We start from the raw sequence: 19,809 nt of genomic DNA on the forward strand, positions 1-19,809 counted from the left end.
TGCTTTTGATAATGATGCTATAAATAAGATAACGAGATGGCCAAAAAACTGTTTTTTCCCACCAGATCGTTCGGATCCGATAGTCCCCAGGCCGGGATCACCGAGTTGTCGGAATGGGTGGGCACCAGGTCGGGGAAAGGGGGAGATCTCCTTCTTTACCGCCTGGAAAAAACGCTTATTCCCCAGATAGAAGCGGGCATCGGAATGCCATGCGCGGGAGGGCCTTTCTATGACGAAAGAATACTCGAATGCACCCCGGGGATCCGTGAAAGGAAGATCGCGGGCGAACTCTGGCTAGAAACCGGGCTTGTGGAAGGTGACGGGAGAATAATCAGGGGGCATTCCTCCTGCGCCTGGTGTGCTATCCCCGCGCCCTCCCTCCTCGATCTGGACAACGAATATTACTCCGATGACGAAGATGCCCTCCATGCCCTCTGTTCTCACTACCAGGTCATTATGAGGGAGATGCGGGACCAGGGCGTCGCGGGACACGTGATCGTGGCAGATGGTGCCGTGGAAGAGGAGATTGAGCGGCTTTCGGGGAAGAAAACATATTTTTACATAACAAGGAATGAAGTGGATTCTCTCTCCACCCTTCTCGAATACCAGCGCGATGTGGCCGTGGTTCCTGGGGACCTCGATGTGCTGGCCGGCCTTTCGGATGAGTTCCGGGTAGGAACCGTAACCCTTTGCGAGCCTGATCGGGATTCCCTGGGCCGGCTCCTGGAATGGAAAGACCGGGACCAGGTGATGGCGGGAGGGTACTGCCGGGAAGACTGCCCCGGGTACTGGAAACGTCTGGTTGAATCCTCTGTATTCACTCAATAGATTCTGCGATCTTCACGAACCTGTCGAATTTTGAATTTTTCCCGCGCAACCAGAAGAGGAATTTCTCCCATAACGAAAAATCGAACGACCCTCCCGCGGCATTGGGGTGTCCGCCACCGTTAAATTCCCGGGCGATGAGGTGGCTTATCGGGGGGACGGACCTGAGTGAAAACCGTCCGCCGGGCGATATCAGGACTTCCATATCGGAAGAGAGGTCTTTTCTGAGACGGGCCGCGGTCTCGCTGGGATACCCGTAGAGGGGTGCGAGTACGATCCTGTACCTGCTCCCCATTACGACTGCCCTCCTTTCGCTCTTCTCCATCATTGCCTCCATCTCATCGCTGATCTCCCTGTATTCCCGTTCGATCGTCTCGTCCGACAGGACTCCCTTCACCATGGCATCCCTTACATAATCGCGGTTCTTCCGCTTCTGCAGCACGATCCCGAGAACCGCCGAACGGGGGTCCTCGTGTTTCCACAGGTCATAGTCACATACCACCCGTGCCACCTCCGCGGCCTGCGGATCGCCCGGCATAAGGTCCCTCGCACACAATCCGCACCCGCAGGTGGTGACATCGACCGAGAGCAGGTCGACGATCTCACCGGCGATGCGGAGTTCCTCATCTTTCCACCGGTGATGGTCCCGCCATTCTATACGCCATCCGTTCGTCTTCAGGTTTTTCAGCGGTGCGACCGCCTGCTGCTGGAACCCGAGGTCGCTTATACTGAGCAGGTCCCCGTTTCCATGGATACCGCTGATCTGCCCGAGGATCGAGGGAAAACTCCCCACGGAGCAGAAGACGCTGACGATTTTCCCGAATTTCATCCGGTGGATTGCATCCGCCCCTACTGCATCGAGATCGTTATGGGTCAGGTGCACCACCCCGGTCTCTCGTGACGCGATCATCTCCCCGATTCCGCTCTTCCCCGCTCCTGCCGCTTTATCCCGTGAAGTCTTTTTCAGAAAATCCACCGCCTCGTATGGAAAAAATGTGATTCCTGTCGTACATCGGTCTAAAAACCAGATCATTTATCAACCTGCACGTTCAATACTGTTACCCTGCCTCAGTAGCTCAGTTCGGGAGAGCGCCAGACTGAAGATCTGGTTGTCCCCGGTTCAAATCCGGGCTGAGGCATCCGGAACAGTAGTTCCAAATCCTCTCCTCGAACTTTTTCACGCTATGTCTCTTATCGATCCCTTATCTTCCGGCAATATCACGACGAAATACCTGCTCTGTAACATCAATTAACCTCTCCAACCGGAGGTGCGATGGACCGATACAAATCGATTCGGAAACAGTCCCATGAACCTCACTTCGATATCTACATATCAGGTGTCCTGTTCATTCTGATCTATGGAACAGCACCGCTCGTTCCCCTGGGGCGTTCTCTTTATCGTGAGCCTGGCGGCATTCATCCTGGTCATCGACACCACCACGATTGAAGTCTCCCTCAGCGCCCTGGCCGTAGGCCTGAACACCGACCTCACATCCATACATTCCATCATTACCCTCTATACCCTGGTGAAAGCCTCCTCCATGCTGATCGGGGCAAAGATACAGGACATCATCGGGAGGAAGAAGACGTTTATGACAGGGGCCGCGATTTATGGCGTTGGGACCTTCATCGCCGCAATAAGCCAGGACGCAGGCATGTTTCTTTTCGGCTGGTCGATACTCGAGGGGATTGGCACGGTGCTGATGCTCCCGGCAACGGTAACGTTCATTACCGGGGCGTATAAGGGGAAAGAACGGGCTTTTGCCTTCGGTGTCTGGGGCGGGATCGCAGCGGCAGCGAGCATCTTCGGCCTTATCTTCGGTGGTTACCTGGCCACCTTTTACTCCTGGAGGTGGGTATTTGTCCTCGAACTGGTAATCCTGCTCGTCATCTTTGCGTTTCATCGCGTGCTTACGGAAACCCGTCCGACGACATCCTGGAAAAGATTTGATATCGGGGGGGCACTCCTCTCGTTTTTCGGCCTTATCGCCCTCGTTTTTGGGATCCTGCTCGTCAAAGAGCCGGAAAAATGGGTGCTCGTCCCCTTCCTCGTCACTGGTGGGATCATCCTTCTCTTCGGGTTTTACCTCTGGGAACGGCGGCAGATCGGGAAGGAAACAGACATCCTGGTAGATGTGACCATACTTCCTACGCGTTCCTTCCTTGCGGGGAATGTCGTTGCAATCGGCCAGAAATTTATCACTGCCGGGTTCATCTTCCTCTTTCCCGTGTTTTACGAGATCGTTGCGGGTGCAAGCGCATACGAAACCGGTATTGCCCTTCTGCCCATGTCCCTTGCGATCGTCGTGTTCTCCATCCTCGGCGCCCGGCTCGCGTCGTGGTTCGAACCAAAATATGTTCTTCTCGGAGGGATTGCTCTCACCGGTGCAGGACTGGCAGCCATCAGGGATGTCTTTACCCTTACCACAACCGTCTATGACATCCTCTCCGGGAGCCTCCTGTTCGGGATCGGGCTCGGCATCGTCCTCTCCCAGGTGACCAACCTCACCCTCTCTTCTATCCGGAGCGAGCGCCAGACCGATGCATCAGGTATCTATAATACTACGAGACAGCTGGGGAGTTCTCTCGGAACTGCAGTCATCGGGATTGTCCTGGCCCTCGGTTTCGTGGCCGGGCTGTTCCCCGGTCGGTCGCTGTCACTCCCTTCCGGCCAGCCGTTGTTGTCACTTGGGATCAGCGATGCAGCGGTCAACCAGGGAATGGAATGGGCGTTCATTGCGATGATCCTGGTGGTAATCGGTATGTTTATCGCGGGCCTGTTCATCCGGAAGACCGGGAAGATCGCGTGAAGCCGGAGAATTGAGAAGAAAAGGAACCCCGGGAAAAGGGCTTGTTTCTTCGGGACTGATCCTGACGGGCTGAATCAAGGTGAGAGCGGGGTGACAGGTCCGGGCCGGAATTGGGTCCCTTTGATTTTCCTTTGTTTTGCGTGGCGGCGGCAAAAAGGAAGGGGATGGGGATTGCTTCTGGCACCATGTGGTCTTCAGGATGTAAAGCATTGCATATTCTCTCTCTGAAACCCCGGGCTGAAACATCTTTGAAACTTCATAAAAATGGTGATTATCTAATTTTATGCCATTTAATGGATTTTTAAATCTTCATTTTTTTTACCATCATATTATGTCGCCGTAACGCTCTTCCCAGCCCCCCGTGCACTTCGCCTGCCAAGCTCTCCCGCAATGATCATCAGGATGATAAATCCAATTACCGCTACGTCCATTACTTCTATCAGTACTTCCGGATCGGCGGCAAAATTGCTGGAGGCAACGGCAAACGCCGCGGCCAAATTTCGTTGACCCGTCCCGAGTGCGAGAACCTTTTTATTGTCTTTATCGGTCCCCCCCAGCAGGTACCCTATGATAACCGCGCCTACCACCAGGAGAATGGACACCAGAATTCCACCGGTTCCAAGAACTCCGTAGGTTACATCCCAATAACCCACAAAATATCCGATGAACATTGCCGCGAGGGACAGGTTGGCTGCCATGTTCATAGTGGGGATCAGGCCCTTGGCCACCTCTTCATACCTGGCTCGAATTAACAGGGCGACAGCGAGCGGAATCAGCATGAGCACGATCAAGCTCTGGGCGATCTCCCACGGATTGACCTGCACTCCGGTCAACACGAGTGGCAGGACTATGGGCAGGTAGGCGATGGTTACCACCATCAGGAGGACCATCAGCCCTGCGGTGAACGCCATGCCGCCTTTCGCCATCTGGACCAGCTTTGGCAGGAATGGCGCCCCTGCGGCGAAACCAACCAGAATCAGGCCGATCTGCAGTCCCTCGGAGAGTGGGATGATTCTCACGATCAATAAAGCCAGGATAGGCACGAGAACGAAATTGGCAACGAGAGACATGATGACCAGCGTTCTATTCCGAAGCGGGGTCAGGATTTGGGAGAAGGTCAGGCCAAACCCCATACCGAGCATGCTGGTAATCACGAATATCAGCACGCCCAAAGTACCAATGGCGATGAAGAAAGGATCGAACTGGGTCATGATTTCAACCCCTGCCTAATACTACTTTTATTGAGCCGGCTTTCGCTATCATAGACTTGACCCTCCGGCAACGCCATTTTTTCTGAATCATGTGTGTCAATGTATGCTCCAATTCAGGGATAGTGTCGTGATTAAATATGATTTGTGTGATTCGCTCCGCGGAGGCGCGGGAGCTATCAATCCTTGCAACAGCTCTGACAAGGCTGGGTTTGCGTGGCTTAACTGCCGGGAAATGACCGATGCGTCGGTAGGGCGGAAGAAGGTCCCGCATGTTCCGCCCGGGACACAACGAATGACCGGATATATAGTCAGATTGCGAGAATAGAAAAAAAAGGATTCAGGAAAAGATTGAAAAATCGTTTTTCAATGCGATTGTGTCTACAATGGGCTTGAGTACTGCTTCGGAAATTCCGAACTTCTCCGCGTACTGCTGCAGCAGTTTCTGCTCGTTGCCCACGAGCACTCCGTCGGCCATTGCGAGGTCTGCGAGGATCGCGATGGTGGAGATTTTCTGTTTCTCGTCAAGGCAGTTGTTCACCATATCGATTGCTTCCGGCAGCGGGGTTGTTCGAAGAACCTGAATAGCGGTGTCTATGGCCTTTTTATCACCGCGGACAATCTTTGCGAGGTCTCCGAGTTCGGCCTCGTCGATTACCCCGTCCGCCGCGACTACGGTAAGGGCGGAGAGGACCAGGGCTGATTTCGGGGTCAGCTGCACATTTTTGCTTCCTGTAAGCTTGTCAAAAATTCCCATACGATTCACCTCTTTACGATTCCACAGTGATATGAACCTGAATGGATATCTTCCTTTCCCTGGCGCAGGTTACCTGCATGAACCGATCAATCCGGCCTGGGGGAGACAGGACCATGGACTGATGCAGGGTTAGGCGATGACGGAAACTGAGTTTCCGTTCACTCGGGTGTATAGTGAGCAGATAATCTGACGACAGGAAGTCAGAGTGCCGGGTTTCACCGGAAGTTGAGGGGTCTATCTGCCGGCCCTGCTCAGGTTTCGTAGTATACGGATGAATGCAAACGGATCTCTTTTCCGGGCCGAATGAGAAACAGGCCGTACATCAGTGCCAGAAGTCCTGCCCCCGCAACTGTTGCGAGCTGGATCGGCGACTGGGCCGGGACAAAGAGCGTCCCTCCGGAGAGCAGTGCGGTGAAATCGGTCAGGGAATGAATCCCTACGACCGGCCAGATCGTGCCGGTCCTGAAAAGAATGGCGGCGAACGCGACCCCCAGGCCGAACGCGGCAAAACTGTCTGCAAGGGTAAAGCCCGGGTCCCATGCCCCGGAGAGGGCGTTGAGGAGGTGGGGCAATGCGAACAGGGCAGCTGAAATCATAACGGTCCTGAACATGCCCAGGGAGACCAGGGACTGAAGCATCAGTCCCCTGAAATAGGTCTCCTCCGATACGCCGATGACCAGCGCCACCGCAAGGAAATACAGCACTGTAACGGCGGAAAATTCCACGGTCCCTTCCGAGAGCGAGAGGAGGGCAATTCCCGCGGGCAGGATATACAGCGGAACGTCGCCCAGCCTCCCGGATGTTGCGTATCCTGCCCGCCTCACCCATCCGAGACGTAAGATAAACAGAATTCCTACGATTCCCGCAGACCCCTCGGCGATCGCGACCAGTGTGAGCGTGCTTCCGGTCACAAGGATCCCGACGGCTCCTCCAAGTGTTCCGACGAGCAGGAACAGGATCAGAAAGTATACCGCTCCGCCGATCGGGTGCCTCACGATAAACCCCGGAAGAATCCCGGGCTTCTGTACCTCCATTGCAACACCTTGTCCGATAACCGGAATTCGAGCTATGTGGCCTGCATCCTAAATAACTACATCTCCATGTCGGTCAGGAGTTTCGGGAGGAGGACCGTGTCCGGCCGGGAGTCTTATTGTTTGCGCATCGCAGGACAATAGGACCCCTGGAATGGGAAGGGCGATCAGGATCGGCAGGAAAACGGCCTGCGTTCCTGTTATACAGATTACGAAGATGTTTTTTCTCACCGGCCCTGGTACCGGTCGAGATATTCATCCATCAGTTTCTTCCGTTCGGGGTCGATCCCGTAAAGCCCGCACACCAGAGAATCGATCGCCATCGCCGTATGTCCTATGCGGACCGCAAGCCTTTCTGAGGCGTCCTTATCGGGGCCACGGACCAACAGGGCGAGGTGGAACATCCGTTCGACAAGCATCCTGATCCGTTCCCAGGTTCGGGATTCTTCCGCCGATGCGGGATCTATCACGTGGACCGGGAATGCCATCGCCCGGGAGACTGCAGTACTTCCCGGGCTTCCGGGTGTTTTTTCCTCGCCGAATATCATGTAAAACCTGGCGACGGAGGAGTTGATCACCCCGACGAGATAGAGGTCCGGATGGGGTGCATGCAGTATTCCCCCGTCATAGCACATACCCTGGTCGGCGATAGTTGCCATCAGGGAATGAGCCCCTGTGGCGATTACGAGTTCCCCGTCCTCCTCGTTTTCCCGGCAGGAGTCCGTGGCCGTTTCCAGTCCGGCGGGATGCCCTGACGTGGATGGTACTCTGCAGGATTCGTCCGGGCCGAGGTATCCGTCGGGGACGAGTCTGACATACGGGATTACCGACGAGCCCCTTGCATACGGCCGGGAGGAATCAGGTCGCCCCCCCCCGGGCGCGGAATGTGGGACTTCCCGCCTGAACCCCAGAGGGAGTGTCCCCCGGAAGATCTCCCCGAGCAGGTACCGGGAGAGAGGGGTGCCGTGGTTCGCGATATGCGCCCGGAGTTCGCCTAGTCTCGGGTCTTTGAGACTCCAGCCTCCTTTGCCGGTCGGGGCGGGGATCTCCTCCCGGGGGGTCATCAGAGGCCCGGGAAGCCTTCCCGTCGATGCATGAATCACCCCGACGGACCCTGCCGGGGGTGCGTTTCTTCCGGTGATGACACAGTACCCCTCGCCCCTGTGGGAAATTGTGCCGTGGCGCTCAGGTCCGTATTCCAGGACCGTGAGAATCTCTTTCCCGGAGATCATATCCCGGGCATCCCCATCAACGATAGCCGAGAGCCACCTGCCGGGAAATGTTACGGAATAAATGCCGCCTTCCCGGAGGAATTCAAGAATTCGTTCGAGATAGCAGTCCTCGAGCCCGGCGGCAGGCCGGAAGAATCGGTACTTCCGCGCCAGGTAATCCCGGACGGCACGGGGAAGCCGTTCGGGTGGAAAGAGGAACTCCCCCCCGATGCCTTCGAATCCTGCCTCTTCCACCCAGGGGAACCGGGCGGGCCAGTCGAGAGGAAAGAGCCTCTGCTCCTGCAGGGTGCCTGTTTCCGCACGGAAGAGGTCCGTGAGAATATCGGTACCGATGATTGCGTTCCCCCGTACAAGGGTGACACCTGGCAGTTCCTCCCCCCTGCGATAAAGGGAGGAGAAATCCGCCTCATCGCCCGTGTCATTCCCTGAACCACCGTAACGCTGGAGGAAAAGCACGAATCTCGTGCACTCCAGCATGACAGGGTCGGGGTCCACGCCGTACAGCGTGATAACTGGTCCGGAATCCTGCCGATCGGTCGTATGTTCCGGCATCCCGCCTCCGTCTCCCCGGAAACAATGGAATATCCCGGAAAGTTCGAGCAGGAACGTCCCGGTCCTGCAGCAGGGATCGAGGACCCTGACCGGGTTCATCCCCTCATATTCCCGGCACAGCCCCTCCGAAAACAACGCCGCTGCCAGTCCGCTCACCGCCCCCGGGGGATTCGGCGGAATTTGGAGTTCATGGTGCGGCATTTTCCGCTTTTTCTGGAGCCGGTGCTCCTTTTCATGGAGTACGATGGAAAACACCCGGCTGTACAGCTCCGGGGGAATCGGGGAGAACAGGAGAGAAGGGCCGGCGAAGTCATGCATACAGAGCCTCCGGAGCCGCTCACCTTCAAGCCCTTCGACGGAAAGAGAGGGAAAGTGTGATCCGGGGCCATTTTCTAAACGTGGCCGGTTACCCGGTGTCTGCGCCCGTTCCAGGTCCATGTGTTCGAGGATAAGATTACACACGATCTGCATCGCTCTCAAATCCCGTTTCTCGTGGTCAAGGCCCGGATCGGCGGATCTCAGGATCCGTTCGACCCCCTCTCGCCAGTATTTCACCCGGGAAATCAGTGCGTCCCGAAGGGTGAGTGCAGTTTCATCCGGTTCACCGGGAAGGATCCGGTCGTGCCGGGCAACCCTCCACAAAAGAGGGACCGGAGAGATCGAGTGTAAAAAATTCTCTGCACTCTCACCGGGCAGTCCCGGGGTCCAGGCCGAGATCGTCCTGGATCCCGGGGGTCGTCCCTGAATGACCGCAGAAGTGTCCTGCAGTGCACAGCGTTCCGGAGTGAAGAGGACACAGCACGGATGATTTGTGTTCCAGGCCCATTGCAGTATGGTTTCCTTATCCCGGGAATTCTCCCGTTCCCCGGGCCCGGCCGGTGCGAGGACTGCAACGGGTGCCCGCAGGAATCGCGGGGGGAGCGGGGGGTATGAGACATCCTGTTCCACATAGAAGCATGAAAGTCCGGGATCCGGCAGGAAACACGCGGGAATACGAACGGGTGATACCCTGTGCCACCCGAGCGGGGAGAAGAAGCGGAGAAGTATCTGCGGGAGATGGCCGCAATCCCCCGGGGGTCCGGCGAACACATCCCCGAGGCACTCCGAAAGGTGCAGGAGAGATGATGTCGCGTCAGGCGGACTACGCTTCTCTGAGGCCATGAATGGGAGAATATTGGAGATCACGGGTGATAAGGCTGCCAGTGGAAGGGATGCCGGCGGTTTAGCAACAGGTAGTTCGGCACGAAGACCGATATTCCGACGGGAGATCATCCTCACATTCCCTGAGTCCGGGGTCGGGGTTCCGGGTCATGTCCCATCCCCTCTGTGAAAACCGCCGTACCGATGATCACTAATAGAATATTTCCCAACACTCTACCATGCGGCCCCATGTATGGGTGAATGTTGCCATGAGCGCCGACGGGAAGCTCTCCACCCGGGAACGGCGCCAGGTGAAGATTTCGGGAAAAGAGGACTTTTCGAGGGTGGACCGGCTGAAGTCGGAGAGCGACGCCATAATGGTGGGCATTGGCACGGTCCTCGCCGATGACCCCTCCCTTACCGTCAAGTCTCCCACGCTCAGGGAGATGAGGACGAAGCGGGGGGTGGAGGAGAACCCCGTGCGGGTCGTGGTGGACAGTACGCTCCGCTGCCCGGCCGATGCATCGGTCCTTCACAAGGGGGGAGGGAGAAGGGTCATCGCCTGCACCAATCGTGCAGACCCGGAAAAGGTGACGCTCCTCGGTGAGTACGCGACGGTCATCCGGGCGGGAGGGGATCGTGTCGACCTGAAGGTGCTCCTCTCCAGCCTGTACGACATGGGGATCCGCAGGCTGATGGTCGAGGGAGGGGGGACCCTGATCTGGGCCCTTTTCGAGGCGGACCTGGTGGACGAACTGACCTGTTTCGTAGGGAATATTATCATCGGCGGGGCGAGCGCGCCCACCCTGGCGGACGGAACCGGGTTCACACGGGAAGACGCATTTATACGCCTTGACCTTGAATCTGCCGTGCGGATCGAGGAAGGAGTCCTGCTCACCTGGAGGGTCAGAAGATAGGAGTGCCGGAGACGGATTATCACGTACATCCCGGTCGTGGTTCTCGGGCTGGTATTTCTTCTCATCGCGATCAGGCAGGTGGGAAGATACCGGTTCAGGATATGGCAGATCATGCTCTTCGGGGCAGTGATAGTCCTGATCACAGGACAGATCAGTCCGGTCGAAGCGCTCGCTTCCATCAACCCGGAAGTTATGATCTTCCTGTTCGGGATGTTCGTAGTGGGCGGGGCGCTTGTTGAGAGCGGATCTCTCTCCGCCATCGCCTATAGTATTTTCAGGCACGCCCGCACGGGAAACCAGCTGATCCTGTTTATCCTGTTCGGGCTTGGCTTTTTCTCTGCGGTGCTGATGAACGACACGATCGCCGTCATCGGGACCCCCCTGGTCCTCGCCCTTGCCGGGACGTTCGGGGTCTCCCCGAAGGGGACACTCCTCGCACTCTGCACCGCAATTACCATTGGCAGCATACCGAGCCCCATTGGGAACCCGCAGAATGTCCTGGTGGCGAGTTATGCGGGATTTGCCAATCCCTTCGTAACGTTCGCGGTATATCTCGCCATTCCCACCCTTATCAGCCTGGTTATCGCCTACCTTCTCCTGGGCCGCCTGTACCGGTTCTCATCCCCGGAGGAACAGGTGCAGATTTCGATCCCCGAAATAATAGACCCGGCTCTTGCCCGGCTGGCAAAGATCTCGCTGCTTCTTGTCTTCGGCCTGTCAGGAATGAATATACTGGCAGGATTCGGGATATTTCCGTTTACATTCCCCCTCTCGCTCATCGCGGTCGTTGCGGCCCTCCCCGTCCTCCTGGGATCAGGGAAACGGTTCAGGATCCTCGCTTCGATAGACTGGGGCACCCTCGTCTTTTTTGTGTCGATGTTTATCCTCATGGAGAGTGTGTACCTGTCGGGTATCATCCAGCAGTTCCTCACTTCGGGGACAATTACCGGGATACCCGCAATATTCTGTTCGAGCGTCCTGGTGAGCCAGCTGGTCTCGAATGTTCCCTTCGTGGCGCTCTTCTACCCCCTCATCGCCGGGGCAGGACTTCCCACCGCCCAGATCCTTGCGCTCGCAGCGGGGAGCACCCTCGCAGGGACCCTCACGATCCTCGGGGCGGCGAGCAACGTGATTGTGATCCAGAGCGCCGAACGTCATGGGATAGAACTTTCATTCTGGGAATTCCTGCGGCTGGGAATCCCCCTCACTGCCCTTTCCGGGGTGGTATACGTGATCTTCCTCCTGCTCTTCTCATGAACGGGAATGGATGAAAAAAGTTCACTTTCCTGGAAAAACCCTGTATTGGAGGAGTCGAGCCGATTCCCCCTTTGAAAACGACGTCACGCCCTATCCGTCCTCTGGTGCCAATGGCCGGCACTCGCCGATCATCGTGACCTGAACAATCATGTGTGGAAAATGATGAACGGCCAGGTTGACGGCCGCATTACCGGAAACGTGATCTTCTTCTCGTTGCTCTGGAACTTTTTTATCAGTTCTGCCGCGGACGACCCATGGTCCTGGAAGGAAGGGGATACCGGGGTGGGTGTCACCGTGGGAGTGACGGTCGGTACGGAAGTCGGGGGAATATAGATATAGCCGCTCCCGGAATCCGGCTTTTCAACGACAAGGACGGTGAGCAGGTAATTCCTGGCGACTCCCTCCTCGAAGGGCCTCTTATACTCACCACGAACTTCCTGGAGGCCGGGTGCGGCTGCCAGGTAGACCCATTCGTGTTGTCCCTCTGCACCGAAACGATCGTTCTCGAGTTTAGTATAGGTATCATCTACGAGTTTCAGCCCGCTCGTTGCGTTCATCACCCAGCTGTACCCGGTCGACGGGTTTTCACTGAGTGTTACCGTGATCGTCGCGCCCTGCGAGACGGTCATGCTGTTCCGGGTCTCAAGTCCGACCCCCTGCAGGTCTGCGGCTGCAGCGGAGACGAAAAGCGATCCCAGCACCAGCAGGCCGGCCATCAGGAATATTGCACTTCTCTTCATCTGAATCCTGCTCCCTAGTTCCGGTGAGTATCGTTCTCCGGTCTACCCCTGATTAATTATACTGATGGATCCGGTTCACAATACTCCTTGTTCCGGTTCAGCCGGATCTGTCCATGATACCCCGGTATTGCGCAATAATTAAGGATTAAGGAGTTTATGAAAAAGAAGGAATAAAGGCGGGTAATGTCCGGATGATGATATGACATGGCGGAGGAAAAAAAGAAGGTCGATCTCAAGATTTCGGGAATGCACTGCGCGACATGTGCCATCACCGTTGAAAAAGCGGTGAAAGGGCTCGAAGAAGGTACGGATGCGAGTGTCAACTTCGGGACCGATACCGCCAGCGTGACCTTCGATCCCGGCAAAGTCACTCTTTCGCAGATCGAGGATGCGGTCCGTGAATCGGGGTACGAAGTGCTCTACGAAGAAGCGACCATAAAGGTGGGCGGAATGGTCTGCGCGACCTGCGTCCAGACCATCGAAGAGGCCCTCCGGGCTCTTCCGGGGGTTATCAGGGCGAACGTGAACCTCTCCACCGAGAAGGCGTATGTAGCCTACAACTCGTCGCTCACGAGCCTCGAAGATATGAAGGATGCCATAGAGTCGGCAGGATACCAGTACCTCGGGCTCGCTGATCTCCTCACCCAGGAGGCGGAAGAAAAGGCGAGGGCAAAAGACCTTTCCGGAAAGTTCCGCCGGTTCACGATCGGGTTTGCCGTCAGCATCCCCCTCTTCCTCCTGATGTACGTGTCCCTCCCCATATCGATGCAGGCTTTGGCCTATGCAGAACTCCTGGTGGCGACGCCGGTCTTCGTCTACGTGGCATCCCCCATATTCCGGGCGGCATGGACCGCACTGAAGAACCGGACCCTGAACATGGACGTGATGTACGCGATGGGTACCGGTGTCGCCTACGTGGCGAGCGTGATGGGCACGTTCGGTATCGTGCTCACCACGGAGTTCATATTTTACGATACGGCGGTCATGCTGGCATCGTTCCTCATGCTGGGGAGATATCTCGAGGCCCGGGCGAAAGGGCGGACCTCTGAGGCGATTAAAAAGCTCATCGGGTTACGCCCGAAGACTGCAACAGTGATCTCCGACGAGGGAGAGCGGGAAGTTCCGGTCGAGGACGTCCAGGTGGGGGACCGGATTCTCGTCCACCCGGGAGAGAAGGTGCCGGTGGACGGGGAAGTCATCGCCGGTGAGAGTTATGTCGACGAGTCCATGATAACCGGAGAACCTGTTCCGGCCGCAAAGAAGAAAGGTTCCAAGGTTGTGGGAGGGACCCTGAACACCAATAGCGTGCTCACGTTCCGGGCCGAAAGGGTGGGAAAGGATACTGTGCTTGCGCAGATCATCGCCCTCGTCGAGGAGGCGCAGGGTTCACGCCCGCCGGTTCAGCGGATCGCGGACGTCGCGGTGACCTATTTCATCCCCACGGTGCTGATAATCGCGGTCGGTGCGTTTCTCATATGGTACTTCGTCGCCGGGCAGACCCTTCTCTTTGCACTCACCGCCCTGATCTCGGTGCTGGTGGTCGCCTGCCCCTGTGCGCTCGGGCTTGCCACACCGACCGCGGTAACCGTAGGAGTAGGGAGAGGTGCTGAGCTGGGCATACTGGTAAAGAACGGGGAGGCGCTGGAGGTGGCGGACCGGCTTACCACCGTTCTTTTCGACAAGACCGGGACACTCACCCGGGGAAAACCGGAAATAACCGATATTATCCCGGAAGGGATGGATAAGGGAACGCTCCTTGCGCTCGCGGCGAGCGTGGAGAGGAACTCCGGTCACCCCCTGGCGGAGGCGGTCGTACGTGCGGCGAAGGAACAGGGGCTCCCGCTCCATGAGAGCGTGCGCTTCGACACCCTCGCCGGGCTGGGAGTCAGGGCGGAGGTGCTCGGCGAGGAGGTCCTGATCGGGAACAGGGCACTGCTTGCAGAGAAGGGGATACCGCTTCCGGCCGGCACGGATGCGTCGCTCGTGTCGCTCGAGAAAGATGGCAAGACAGGGATTATAATCGCGGTGGCCGGGATGGTCGCGGGAATCATCGGGATCTCGGACATCCTTAAAGACCACAGCAGGGAGGCTGTAGACGGGCTCGCGAAGATGAAGATCCGGGTCGCCATGATCACCGGGGACAATGAAAAGACCGCCTCGGCCATTGCACGCCAGATTGGGATCGACAGGGTGATCGCGCAGGTACTGCCCCAGGACAAGGCGAACGAGGTGAAGCGTCTCCAGCAGAAGGGAGAGGTGGTGGCGTTCGTGGGCGACGGTATCAATGACGCCCCCGCCCTGGCACAGTCGGACGTAGGCATCGCCATCGGGAGCGGGACGGACGTCGCCATAGAGACCGGTGATCTCGTCCTGATCAAGGACGATCCTCTCGATGCGGTGGCGGGGATCCAGCTCTCAAGGAAGGTGATGACAAGGATTAAACAAAATATATTCTGGGCATTCGCCTACAACACCGCCCTGATCCCGGTCGCGGCAGGGGCCCTCTATCCCTTCACCGGGTACACGTTCAAACCGGAGCTCGCCGCACTGGCGATGGCGATCAGCTCGGTGACAGTGATCTCGCTCTCCCTCCTGCTCAAAAAGTATATACCTCCGGCCAGGAAAGGTAGGTGACGAGGCGTATGCTGAAATGGCCGTAGATCCGGTATGCAAAATGGAAGTAGACGAAAAGACCGCGAAGTTCAAGTCGGAGTACCAGGGAAAGACCTACTACTTCTGCGCTCCGGGGTGCAAGAAGCAGTTCGAAAAGGACCCGAAGAAGTACCTCTGACCTCCAAACTTCTTCACACCCTTTTCCCGGGCTCCCTGCCCGTATCAGAACATCATCACCGGGCTGGAACCGGGTGTCTTCCGTTCAATCGGTTACGATAGGTATTTTTGCCCGGGAGGGGATGATCTTCTCGGTTTTTCGATGATTCAGCTACGCTGGCAGGTCAGGCTCGGGATTATCCTTGTCCTGGCGTCCCTGTCGATCTACATGGTAAAATTCCTGGTGCTGGGAGATCCCGAAAATACCTACTATTACGTCTTCAATGCGCTGGGATTCCTGCCCATCAACGTCCTGTTCGTGACCCTGATCCTGAACGAACTGCTGAGCATCCGGGCGAAGAGAGAACGGCTTGAGAAGCTGAACATGGTTATCGGTACGTTCTTCTCCGAGGTGGGGACCAACCTGCTGATGTACCTCTCGGACTGTGACCCGGATCTCGACCGGGTCCGTTCGATGCTCCTCGTCCGGAGTGACTGGTCGGAGGATGATTTCCGGCACCTGGCCGAGAGCCTGGGGAAGTACCAGTACCGGACCGACGCAGGAAGAGTCGATCTCCAGGCATTACATGCCTTCCTGCACGAACACCGGGATTTCCTGCTCCGCCTGCTCGAAAATCCGGTCCTGCTCGAACACCAGACCTTCACCGAACTGCTCAGGGCGGTGTTTCACCTCACCGAGGAACTGGAACGGAGAGAGCGTCTTGTCGGGCTTCCCGCAACTGACCTGACGCACCTGGAGGGGGACATAAACCGGGTCTACCGGAACCTGGGTGGGCAGTGGGTCGCCTATATGAGGTACCTGAAGAACAATTACCCGTACCTCTTCTCACTGGCGATGAGGACCAATCCGTTCGACCGGAATTCATCCGCGATAGTGGCGGCATGAAAAGAAATTCTCTCTCTTTTCTTCTCACCGGAAAAACACTGTTACGAAATTATTAAAAGAAAACAAGATACATACGGTTGCGTAAAGGAGATTGTACTATGTTGAAAAAGAGTGTCGAAGATGCCTTGAATAAACAGTTGAATGCCGAGTTATATTCATCGTATCTCTACCTTTCCATGTCGGCGTATTTTGAAGAAATACCCATGAAGGGCTTTGCAAAATGGTTGAGAATACAGGCGGAAGAGGAAAAAGCCCACGGGATGAAGTTCTACGATTACATCATTGAGGCCCAGGGTACCGTGAAACTGACCAAGATCGATGCCCCGAAGACTTCATGGAAGTCTCCGCTCGATGCATTCGAGGAGGTTTACGCCCACGAACAGAAGGTCACCGGTATGATCAACAATCTCATGGACCTCGCCGTGAAGGAGAAGGACTATGCAACCCAGAACATGCTCCAATGGTTCGTGAAAGAGCAGGTCGAGGAAGAAGCGAACGCCAGCGAGATAGTGGCGAAGATCAAGATGATCGGTGAGCGGATCGGCCACCTCTTCTGCCTGGACCACGAGCTCGGTAAGAGAGAATAACTTCTTTTTTGTTACCGCGGGAAGAATACGGTTTTTTGGGCAAATCCCGGCATGTTCCGGGAGAGAGCATTGATAAAAATGTCTGAACGTTTCGGGGATGCACCATCCGAAGTATTTTTTGCCGATATCAGGGCACGGGCCCCGGGAGAAAACACGATCGGGCAGATCAGGAATCTCTTCGACCGGGCGGGTTTTCCCGCGGTTATCGCGAATTCGGCTCCCACGGCAATCAAGCTCCATTTCGGGGAGTGGGGTAACGATTCGTATATCAACCCGGTGTTCGTCAGGCAGGTGGTGGACAAGGTAAAACAATCGGGGGGGCGCCCGTTCCTCACCGATTCAAACACCCTTTACCGGGGGAGCAGGTCCAATGCGGTTGATCACCTGATTACCGCCATCGAACACGGCTTCTGCTATTCGGTGGCGGGCGCCCCTCTTATCATCGCAGACGGGCTGACGGGGAAGAACCACCGCAGGGTCCGGGTCGAGGGAAATCACTTCACCTCCGTCCTCATATCTGCCGATATCGCAGAGGCCCCGTCTATGGTGGTGCTCTCACATTTCAAAGGGCACGAGGTGGCGGGTTTCGGCGGAGCGATCAAGAACCTGGCGATGGGCTGCGCCCCCCGGGCAGGCAAGCAACACCAGCATTCGGCGAGGCCGATGAACGTCGAAGGACATTGCGTAGGCTGCGGAAGGTGCATCGCGGTATGCCCGAGGCATGCAATCGACCTGGATGCAGGGGTGTCCCGCATACGAACGGAGGATTGTATCGGGTGCTTCGAATGCATGACTGTCTGCCCGGAAGACGCCATCGACGTGGACTGGACCACGGAGATCCCTCTGTTCATCGAAAGGATGGTCGAATACGCCCTGGGTGCAGTGCACAACAAGACGGGCAGGCTCGGCTTCATGAACTTCCTCATAGACATAACCCCTGACTGCGACTGCGTGCCCTGGAGCGATGCCGCAATCGTCCCCGATATCGGGATTCTCGCCTCGCGTGACCCGGTGGCGATCGATGCAGCAAGTTTCGACCTGGTGAATGCCAGCCGCGGGATCGAAGGTCCCTATCTTTCGAGGAACCTGGAGGAAGGTGCCGATAAGTTCAGGGGGATGAGAGCGCAGACCGATGCCTGCCGGCAGATCGCGTATGCCGAAAAACTCGGGCTTGGATCTTCGGACTACCGCCTGGTAAGACTGTAAACCTGGCGGTTTATTTGTTTTTTTTCTGTTTGGGGGTCGAATATTCCGCCGCCTATTGCATGATAGAAAGGTTTATAAAATGGGGGAAGGCAAGCGCTTATAAGCGAGAGAAATATAAAACTATGTTGTGTTTGAGCAATTCCCGCTCAAACGGACTTCGATATTTTATTGAGGTCAATTTTAGAGCAAAGGAGAGAATCAATGAATCTTCGACAGCCAAATGCCAATGAAGCGACCGGCACCGCAAACCGTTCGCGTGATGTGGCTCCCATGTCCGGGATCTGTACCAGGTGCCTGGACGGATGCAAGGGGAGCTGTGAAATATGGCTTTCCACGTTCAGAGGGAGAGAAGTACTCTATCCGGGACCTTTTGGAGAGATAACCGCCGGAGCGGACAAGAATTACCCGGTGGACTACTCACACCTGAATATCCAGGGATACGCGGTAGGTGCGAAAGGGCTCCCCGAGGGGACCGATATCGGGCCTGACACTGCCGTCTTTTATTCCGTGGACACCGAGACCGAGTACGGGTGGGACAAGAAGGTCAAGATGCGCCTGCCCATCTTCACCGGTGCACTTGGTTCCACCGACATTGCCCGTATAAACTGGGAGCACTTCGCCATCGGTGCGGCAATCTCGGGTATCACCATCGTCTGCGGAGAAAACGTGTGCGGGATCGACCCCGGCCTTGTCCTGGACAACAACGGCAAAGTAACGAAATCGCCCGAGATGGACCGGAGGATCGACATCTACAAGAAATTCTGGGAAGGCTACGGCGAGATGCTGGTCCAGATGAACGTGGAAGACACCCGTCTTGGCACGGCTGAATACGTTTCTTCAAAGCACAACCTCGAGACCATCGAACTCAAGTGGGGCCAGGGAGCCAAGTGTATCGGTGGCGAGATCAAGGTGCGTTCGCTGGACCGCGCCCAGGAACTGAAAAAGAGAGGATATATCGTTCTCCCCGATCCCACCCGGCCCGACATGCAGGCCGCATTCAAACAGGGAGCAATCAAGGAGTTCGAGCGGCATTCCCGTCTCGGGTTCGTGTCCAAGGAAGGCTTCCTGGAGGAGGTCGACAGGTTAAGGGGCATCGGGTTCAAGAGAGTGACCCTCAAGACCGGAGCGTACTCCGCAGTCGAACTCGCGATGGCAATCCGTTACTGCTCGGAGGCAAAGATTGACCTGCTCACCATCGACGGTGCCCCCGGCGGAACCGGAATGAGCCCCTGGCCGATGATGAACGAGTGGGGTATCCCTACCTTCTATATCCAGTCCCTGGCCTACGAATATGCGGAACTGCTCAAGCGCAGGGGAATGAGGGTACCCGACCTGGCGATGGCGGGAGGCTTCTCGGACGAGCCCAATGTGTTCAAAGCGCTTGCAATGGGTGATCCCTACGTGAAAGCGGTTTGTATGGGCCGCGGTCTGATGATCCCCGGTATGGTCGGCAAGAACATCGAGAAATGGATCAAGAACGGGGAACTCCCGAAGACCGTTTCCAAGTACGGAAGTGTGCCGGAAGAGATCTTCGTCACCTGGGAAGAGCTCAAAGAGAAGTACGGGTCCAAGTTCAAGGAGATCCCCATGGGTGCAATCGGCATTTACACCTATGCCCAGAAGTTCAGGACCGGCCTCCAGCAGATCATGGCCGGCAGCAGGAACTTCTCCCTGTCCTCCATCTCGAGGAACGACCTGATGGCACTCACCGAGGACGCATCCCGCATCTCCGGCATCCCCTACGTGATGGATGCCTACGCGGACGACGCGCTCACGGTGCTGTTGGATTAATCCACGGACCGGAGTTACCGATACGACACCGGGAGGGGTTCCCCCCTCCTTTTTGTCAAAAATAACCCCGGGATGAAGAC

Annotated in this window: 16 protein-coding genes and 1 tRNA gene; 11 read left to right on the forward strand and 6 right to left on the reverse strand. The window is 56.6% G+C overall.

All coding sequences use genetic code 11. The features are described 5' to 3' along the window. Positions 1-36 precede the first annotated feature (36 nt). Positions 37-828, forward strand: coding sequence for a hypothetical protein (locus J2741_RS09515; RefSeq protein ID WP_209675031.1), 792 nt, complete (start codon positions 37-39; stop codon positions 826-828). Here the strand turns inward: J2741_RS09515 and J2741_RS09520 are convergent. Beyond that, positions 818-1,801, reverse strand: a complete 984-nt coding sequence (locus J2741_RS09520) for a DHH family phosphoesterase (RefSeq protein WP_342452255.1) — start codon at positions 1,799-1,801, stop codon at positions 818-820. The genes J2741_RS09515 and J2741_RS09520 overlap by 11 nt on opposite strands. A gap of 89 nt (positions 1,802-1,890) precedes the next feature. On the opposite strand from J2741_RS09520, the gene J2741_RS09525 reads away from it, so the two are divergent. Next, positions 1,891-1,964, forward strand: a tRNA-Phe gene (locus tag J2741_RS09525). Positions 1,965-2,183: 219 nt separating this feature from the next. Next, positions 2,184-3,635: an MFS transporter gene (locus J2741_RS09530; RefSeq protein ID WP_209675032.1), complete on the forward strand. Its 1,452-nt coding sequence runs from the start codon at positions 2,184-2,186 to the stop codon at positions 3,633-3,635. Positions 3,636-3,964: 329 nt separating this feature from the next. On the opposite strand, the gene J2741_RS09535 is transcribed toward J2741_RS09530, so the two are convergent. From J2741_RS09535 to J2741_RS09550, 4 genes are all read right to left on the reverse strand, one after another. Next, the gene (locus tag J2741_RS09535) at positions 3,965-4,846 is read right to left on the reverse strand and encodes a bile acid:sodium symporter family protein (RefSeq protein ID WP_209675033.1); all 882 of its coding nucleotides are present in this window, start codon (positions 4,844-4,846) and stop codon (positions 3,965-3,967) included. A 337-nt stretch (positions 4,847-5,183) separates the two neighbouring features. Beyond that, entirely contained in the window at positions 5,184-5,600 is a 417-nt protein-coding gene (locus J2741_RS09540) for a tellurite resistance TerB family protein (protein WP_209675034.1), read from the reverse strand. A gap of 251 nt (positions 5,601-5,851) precedes the next feature. After that, complete coding sequence (locus tag J2741_RS09545) at positions 5,852-6,634, reverse strand: CPBP family intramembrane glutamic endopeptidase (RefSeq protein WP_209675035.1); 783 nt, start codon at positions 6,632-6,634, stop codon at positions 5,852-5,854. Between the two features lie 224 nt (positions 6,635-6,858). Beyond that, positions 6,859-9,057, reverse strand: a complete 2,199-nt coding sequence (locus J2741_RS09550) for a hypothetical protein (RefSeq protein WP_209675036.1) — start codon at positions 9,055-9,057, stop codon at positions 6,859-6,861. Positions 9,058-9,794: 737 nt separating this feature from the next. On the opposite strand from J2741_RS09550, the gene J2741_RS09555 reads away from it, so the two are divergent. Next, a complete protein-coding gene (locus J2741_RS09555; RefSeq protein WP_209675037.1) occupies positions 9,795-10,472 on the forward strand; it encodes a 2,5-diamino-6-(ribosylamino)-4(3H)-pyrimidinone 5'-phosphate reductase in 678 nt (225 codons plus the stop codon). 36 nt (positions 10,473-10,508) lie between these two features. Then, positions 10,509-11,729 carry an SLC13 family permease gene (locus J2741_RS09560; RefSeq protein ID WP_342452256.1) on the forward strand — a complete coding sequence of 407 codons (1,221 nt, stop codon included), beginning with the start codon at positions 10,509-10,511 and terminating at the stop codon, positions 11,727-11,729. Positions 11,730-11,875: 146 nt separating this feature from the next. On the opposite strand, the gene J2741_RS09565 is transcribed toward J2741_RS09560, so the two are convergent. Beyond that, on the reverse strand, positions 11,876-12,469 hold the full coding sequence (locus J2741_RS09565) for a protease inhibitor I42 family protein (RefSeq protein WP_209675038.1): 594 nt from the start codon (positions 12,467-12,469) through the stop codon (positions 11,876-11,878). Positions 12,470-12,673: 204 nt separating this feature from the next. Here J2741_RS09565 and J2741_RS09570 point away from each other — a divergent pair, with 204 nt between their 5' ends. From J2741_RS09570 to J2741_RS09595, 6 genes are all read left to right on the forward strand, one after another. Next, the gene (locus tag J2741_RS09570) at positions 12,674-15,103 is read left to right on the forward strand and encodes a heavy metal translocating P-type ATPase (RefSeq protein ID WP_209675039.1); all 2,430 of its coding nucleotides are present in this window, start codon (positions 12,674-12,676) and stop codon (positions 15,101-15,103) included. A 16-nt stretch (positions 15,104-15,119) separates the two neighbouring features. Beyond that, positions 15,120-15,260 (forward strand): YHS domain-containing protein, encoded by a 141-nt coding sequence (locus J2741_RS09575; protein WP_209675040.1) that lies wholly within the window; start codon positions 15,120-15,122, stop codon positions 15,258-15,260. A gap of 141 nt (positions 15,261-15,401) precedes the next feature. Then, on the forward strand, positions 15,402-16,145 hold the full coding sequence (locus J2741_RS09580; protein ID WP_209675041.1) for a hypothetical protein: 744 nt from the start codon (positions 15,402-15,404) through the stop codon (positions 16,143-16,145). A 98-nt stretch (positions 16,146-16,243) separates the two neighbouring features. Next, positions 16,244-16,732, forward strand: coding sequence for a ferritin (locus J2741_RS09585; protein WP_209675042.1), 489 nt, complete (start codon positions 16,244-16,246; stop codon positions 16,730-16,732). A gap of 78 nt (positions 16,733-16,810) precedes the next feature. Next, the gene (locus J2741_RS09590) at positions 16,811-17,938 is read left to right on the forward strand and encodes a DUF362 domain-containing protein (RefSeq protein WP_209675043.1); all 1,128 of its coding nucleotides are present in this window, start codon (positions 16,811-16,813) and stop codon (positions 17,936-17,938) included. Positions 17,939-18,139: 201 nt separating this feature from the next. Then, on the forward strand, positions 18,140-19,729 hold the full coding sequence (locus J2741_RS09595; protein ID WP_209675044.1) for an FMN-binding glutamate synthase family protein: 1,590 nt from the start codon (positions 18,140-18,142) through the stop codon (positions 19,727-19,729). The last annotated feature ends 80 nt before the right edge of the window (positions 19,730-19,809 follow it).

The sequence above is a fragment of the Methanolinea mesophila genome (assembly GCF_017873855.1).
In the GTDB taxonomy this organism is placed as follows: domain Archaea; phylum Halobacteriota; class Methanomicrobia; order Methanomicrobiales; family Methanospirillaceae; genus Methanolinea_B; species Methanolinea_B mesophila.

What these genes read in the sequence shown, in the direction of transcription:
- J2741_RS09515 (WP_209675031.1), top strand. Translation starts at nt 37, where the DNA reads ATGGCCAAAAAACTGTTTTTTCCCACCAGATCGTTCGGATCCGATAGT.
- J2741_RS09530 (WP_209675032.1), top strand. Translation starts at nt 2,184, where the DNA reads ATGGAACAGCACCGCTCGTTCCCCTGGGGCGTTCTCTTTATCGTGAGC.
- J2741_RS09535 (WP_209675033.1), bottom strand. Translation starts at nt 4,846, where the DNA reads ATGACCCAGTTCGATCCTTTCTTCATCGCCATTGGTACTTTGGGCGTG.
- J2741_RS09540 (WP_209675034.1), bottom strand. Translation starts at nt 5,600, where the DNA reads ATGGGAATTTTTGACAAGCTTACAGGAAGCAAAAATGTGCAGCTGACC.
- J2741_RS09545 (WP_209675035.1), bottom strand. Translation starts at nt 6,634, where the DNA reads ATGGAGGTACAGAAGCCCGGGATTCTTCCGGGGTTTATCGTGAGGCAC.
- J2741_RS09555 (WP_209675037.1), top strand. Translation starts at nt 9,795, where the DNA reads ATGCGGCCCCATGTATGGGTGAATGTTGCCATGAGCGCCGACGGGAAG.
- J2741_RS09565 (WP_209675038.1), bottom strand. Translation starts at nt 12,469, where the DNA reads ATGAAGAGAAGTGCAATATTCCTGATGGCCGGCCTGCTGGTGCTGGGA.
- J2741_RS09570 (WP_209675039.1), top strand. Translation starts at nt 12,674, where the DNA reads ATGGCGGAGGAAAAAAAGAAGGTCGATCTCAAGATTTCGGGAATGCAC.
- J2741_RS09575 (WP_209675040.1), top strand. Translation starts at nt 15,120, where the DNA reads ATGGCCGTAGATCCGGTATGCAAAATGGAAGTAGACGAAAAGACCGCG.
- J2741_RS09580 (WP_209675041.1), top strand. Translation starts at nt 15,402, where the DNA reads ATGATTCAGCTACGCTGGCAGGTCAGGCTCGGGATTATCCTTGTCCTG.
- J2741_RS09585 (WP_209675042.1), top strand. Translation starts at nt 16,244, where the DNA reads ATGTTGAAAAAGAGTGTCGAAGATGCCTTGAATAAACAGTTGAATGCC.
- J2741_RS09590 (WP_209675043.1), top strand. Translation starts at nt 16,811, where the DNA reads ATGTCTGAACGTTTCGGGGATGCACCATCCGAAGTATTTTTTGCCGAT.
- J2741_RS09595 (WP_209675044.1), top strand. Translation starts at nt 18,140, where the DNA reads ATGAATCTTCGACAGCCAAATGCCAATGAAGCGACCGGCACCGCAAAC.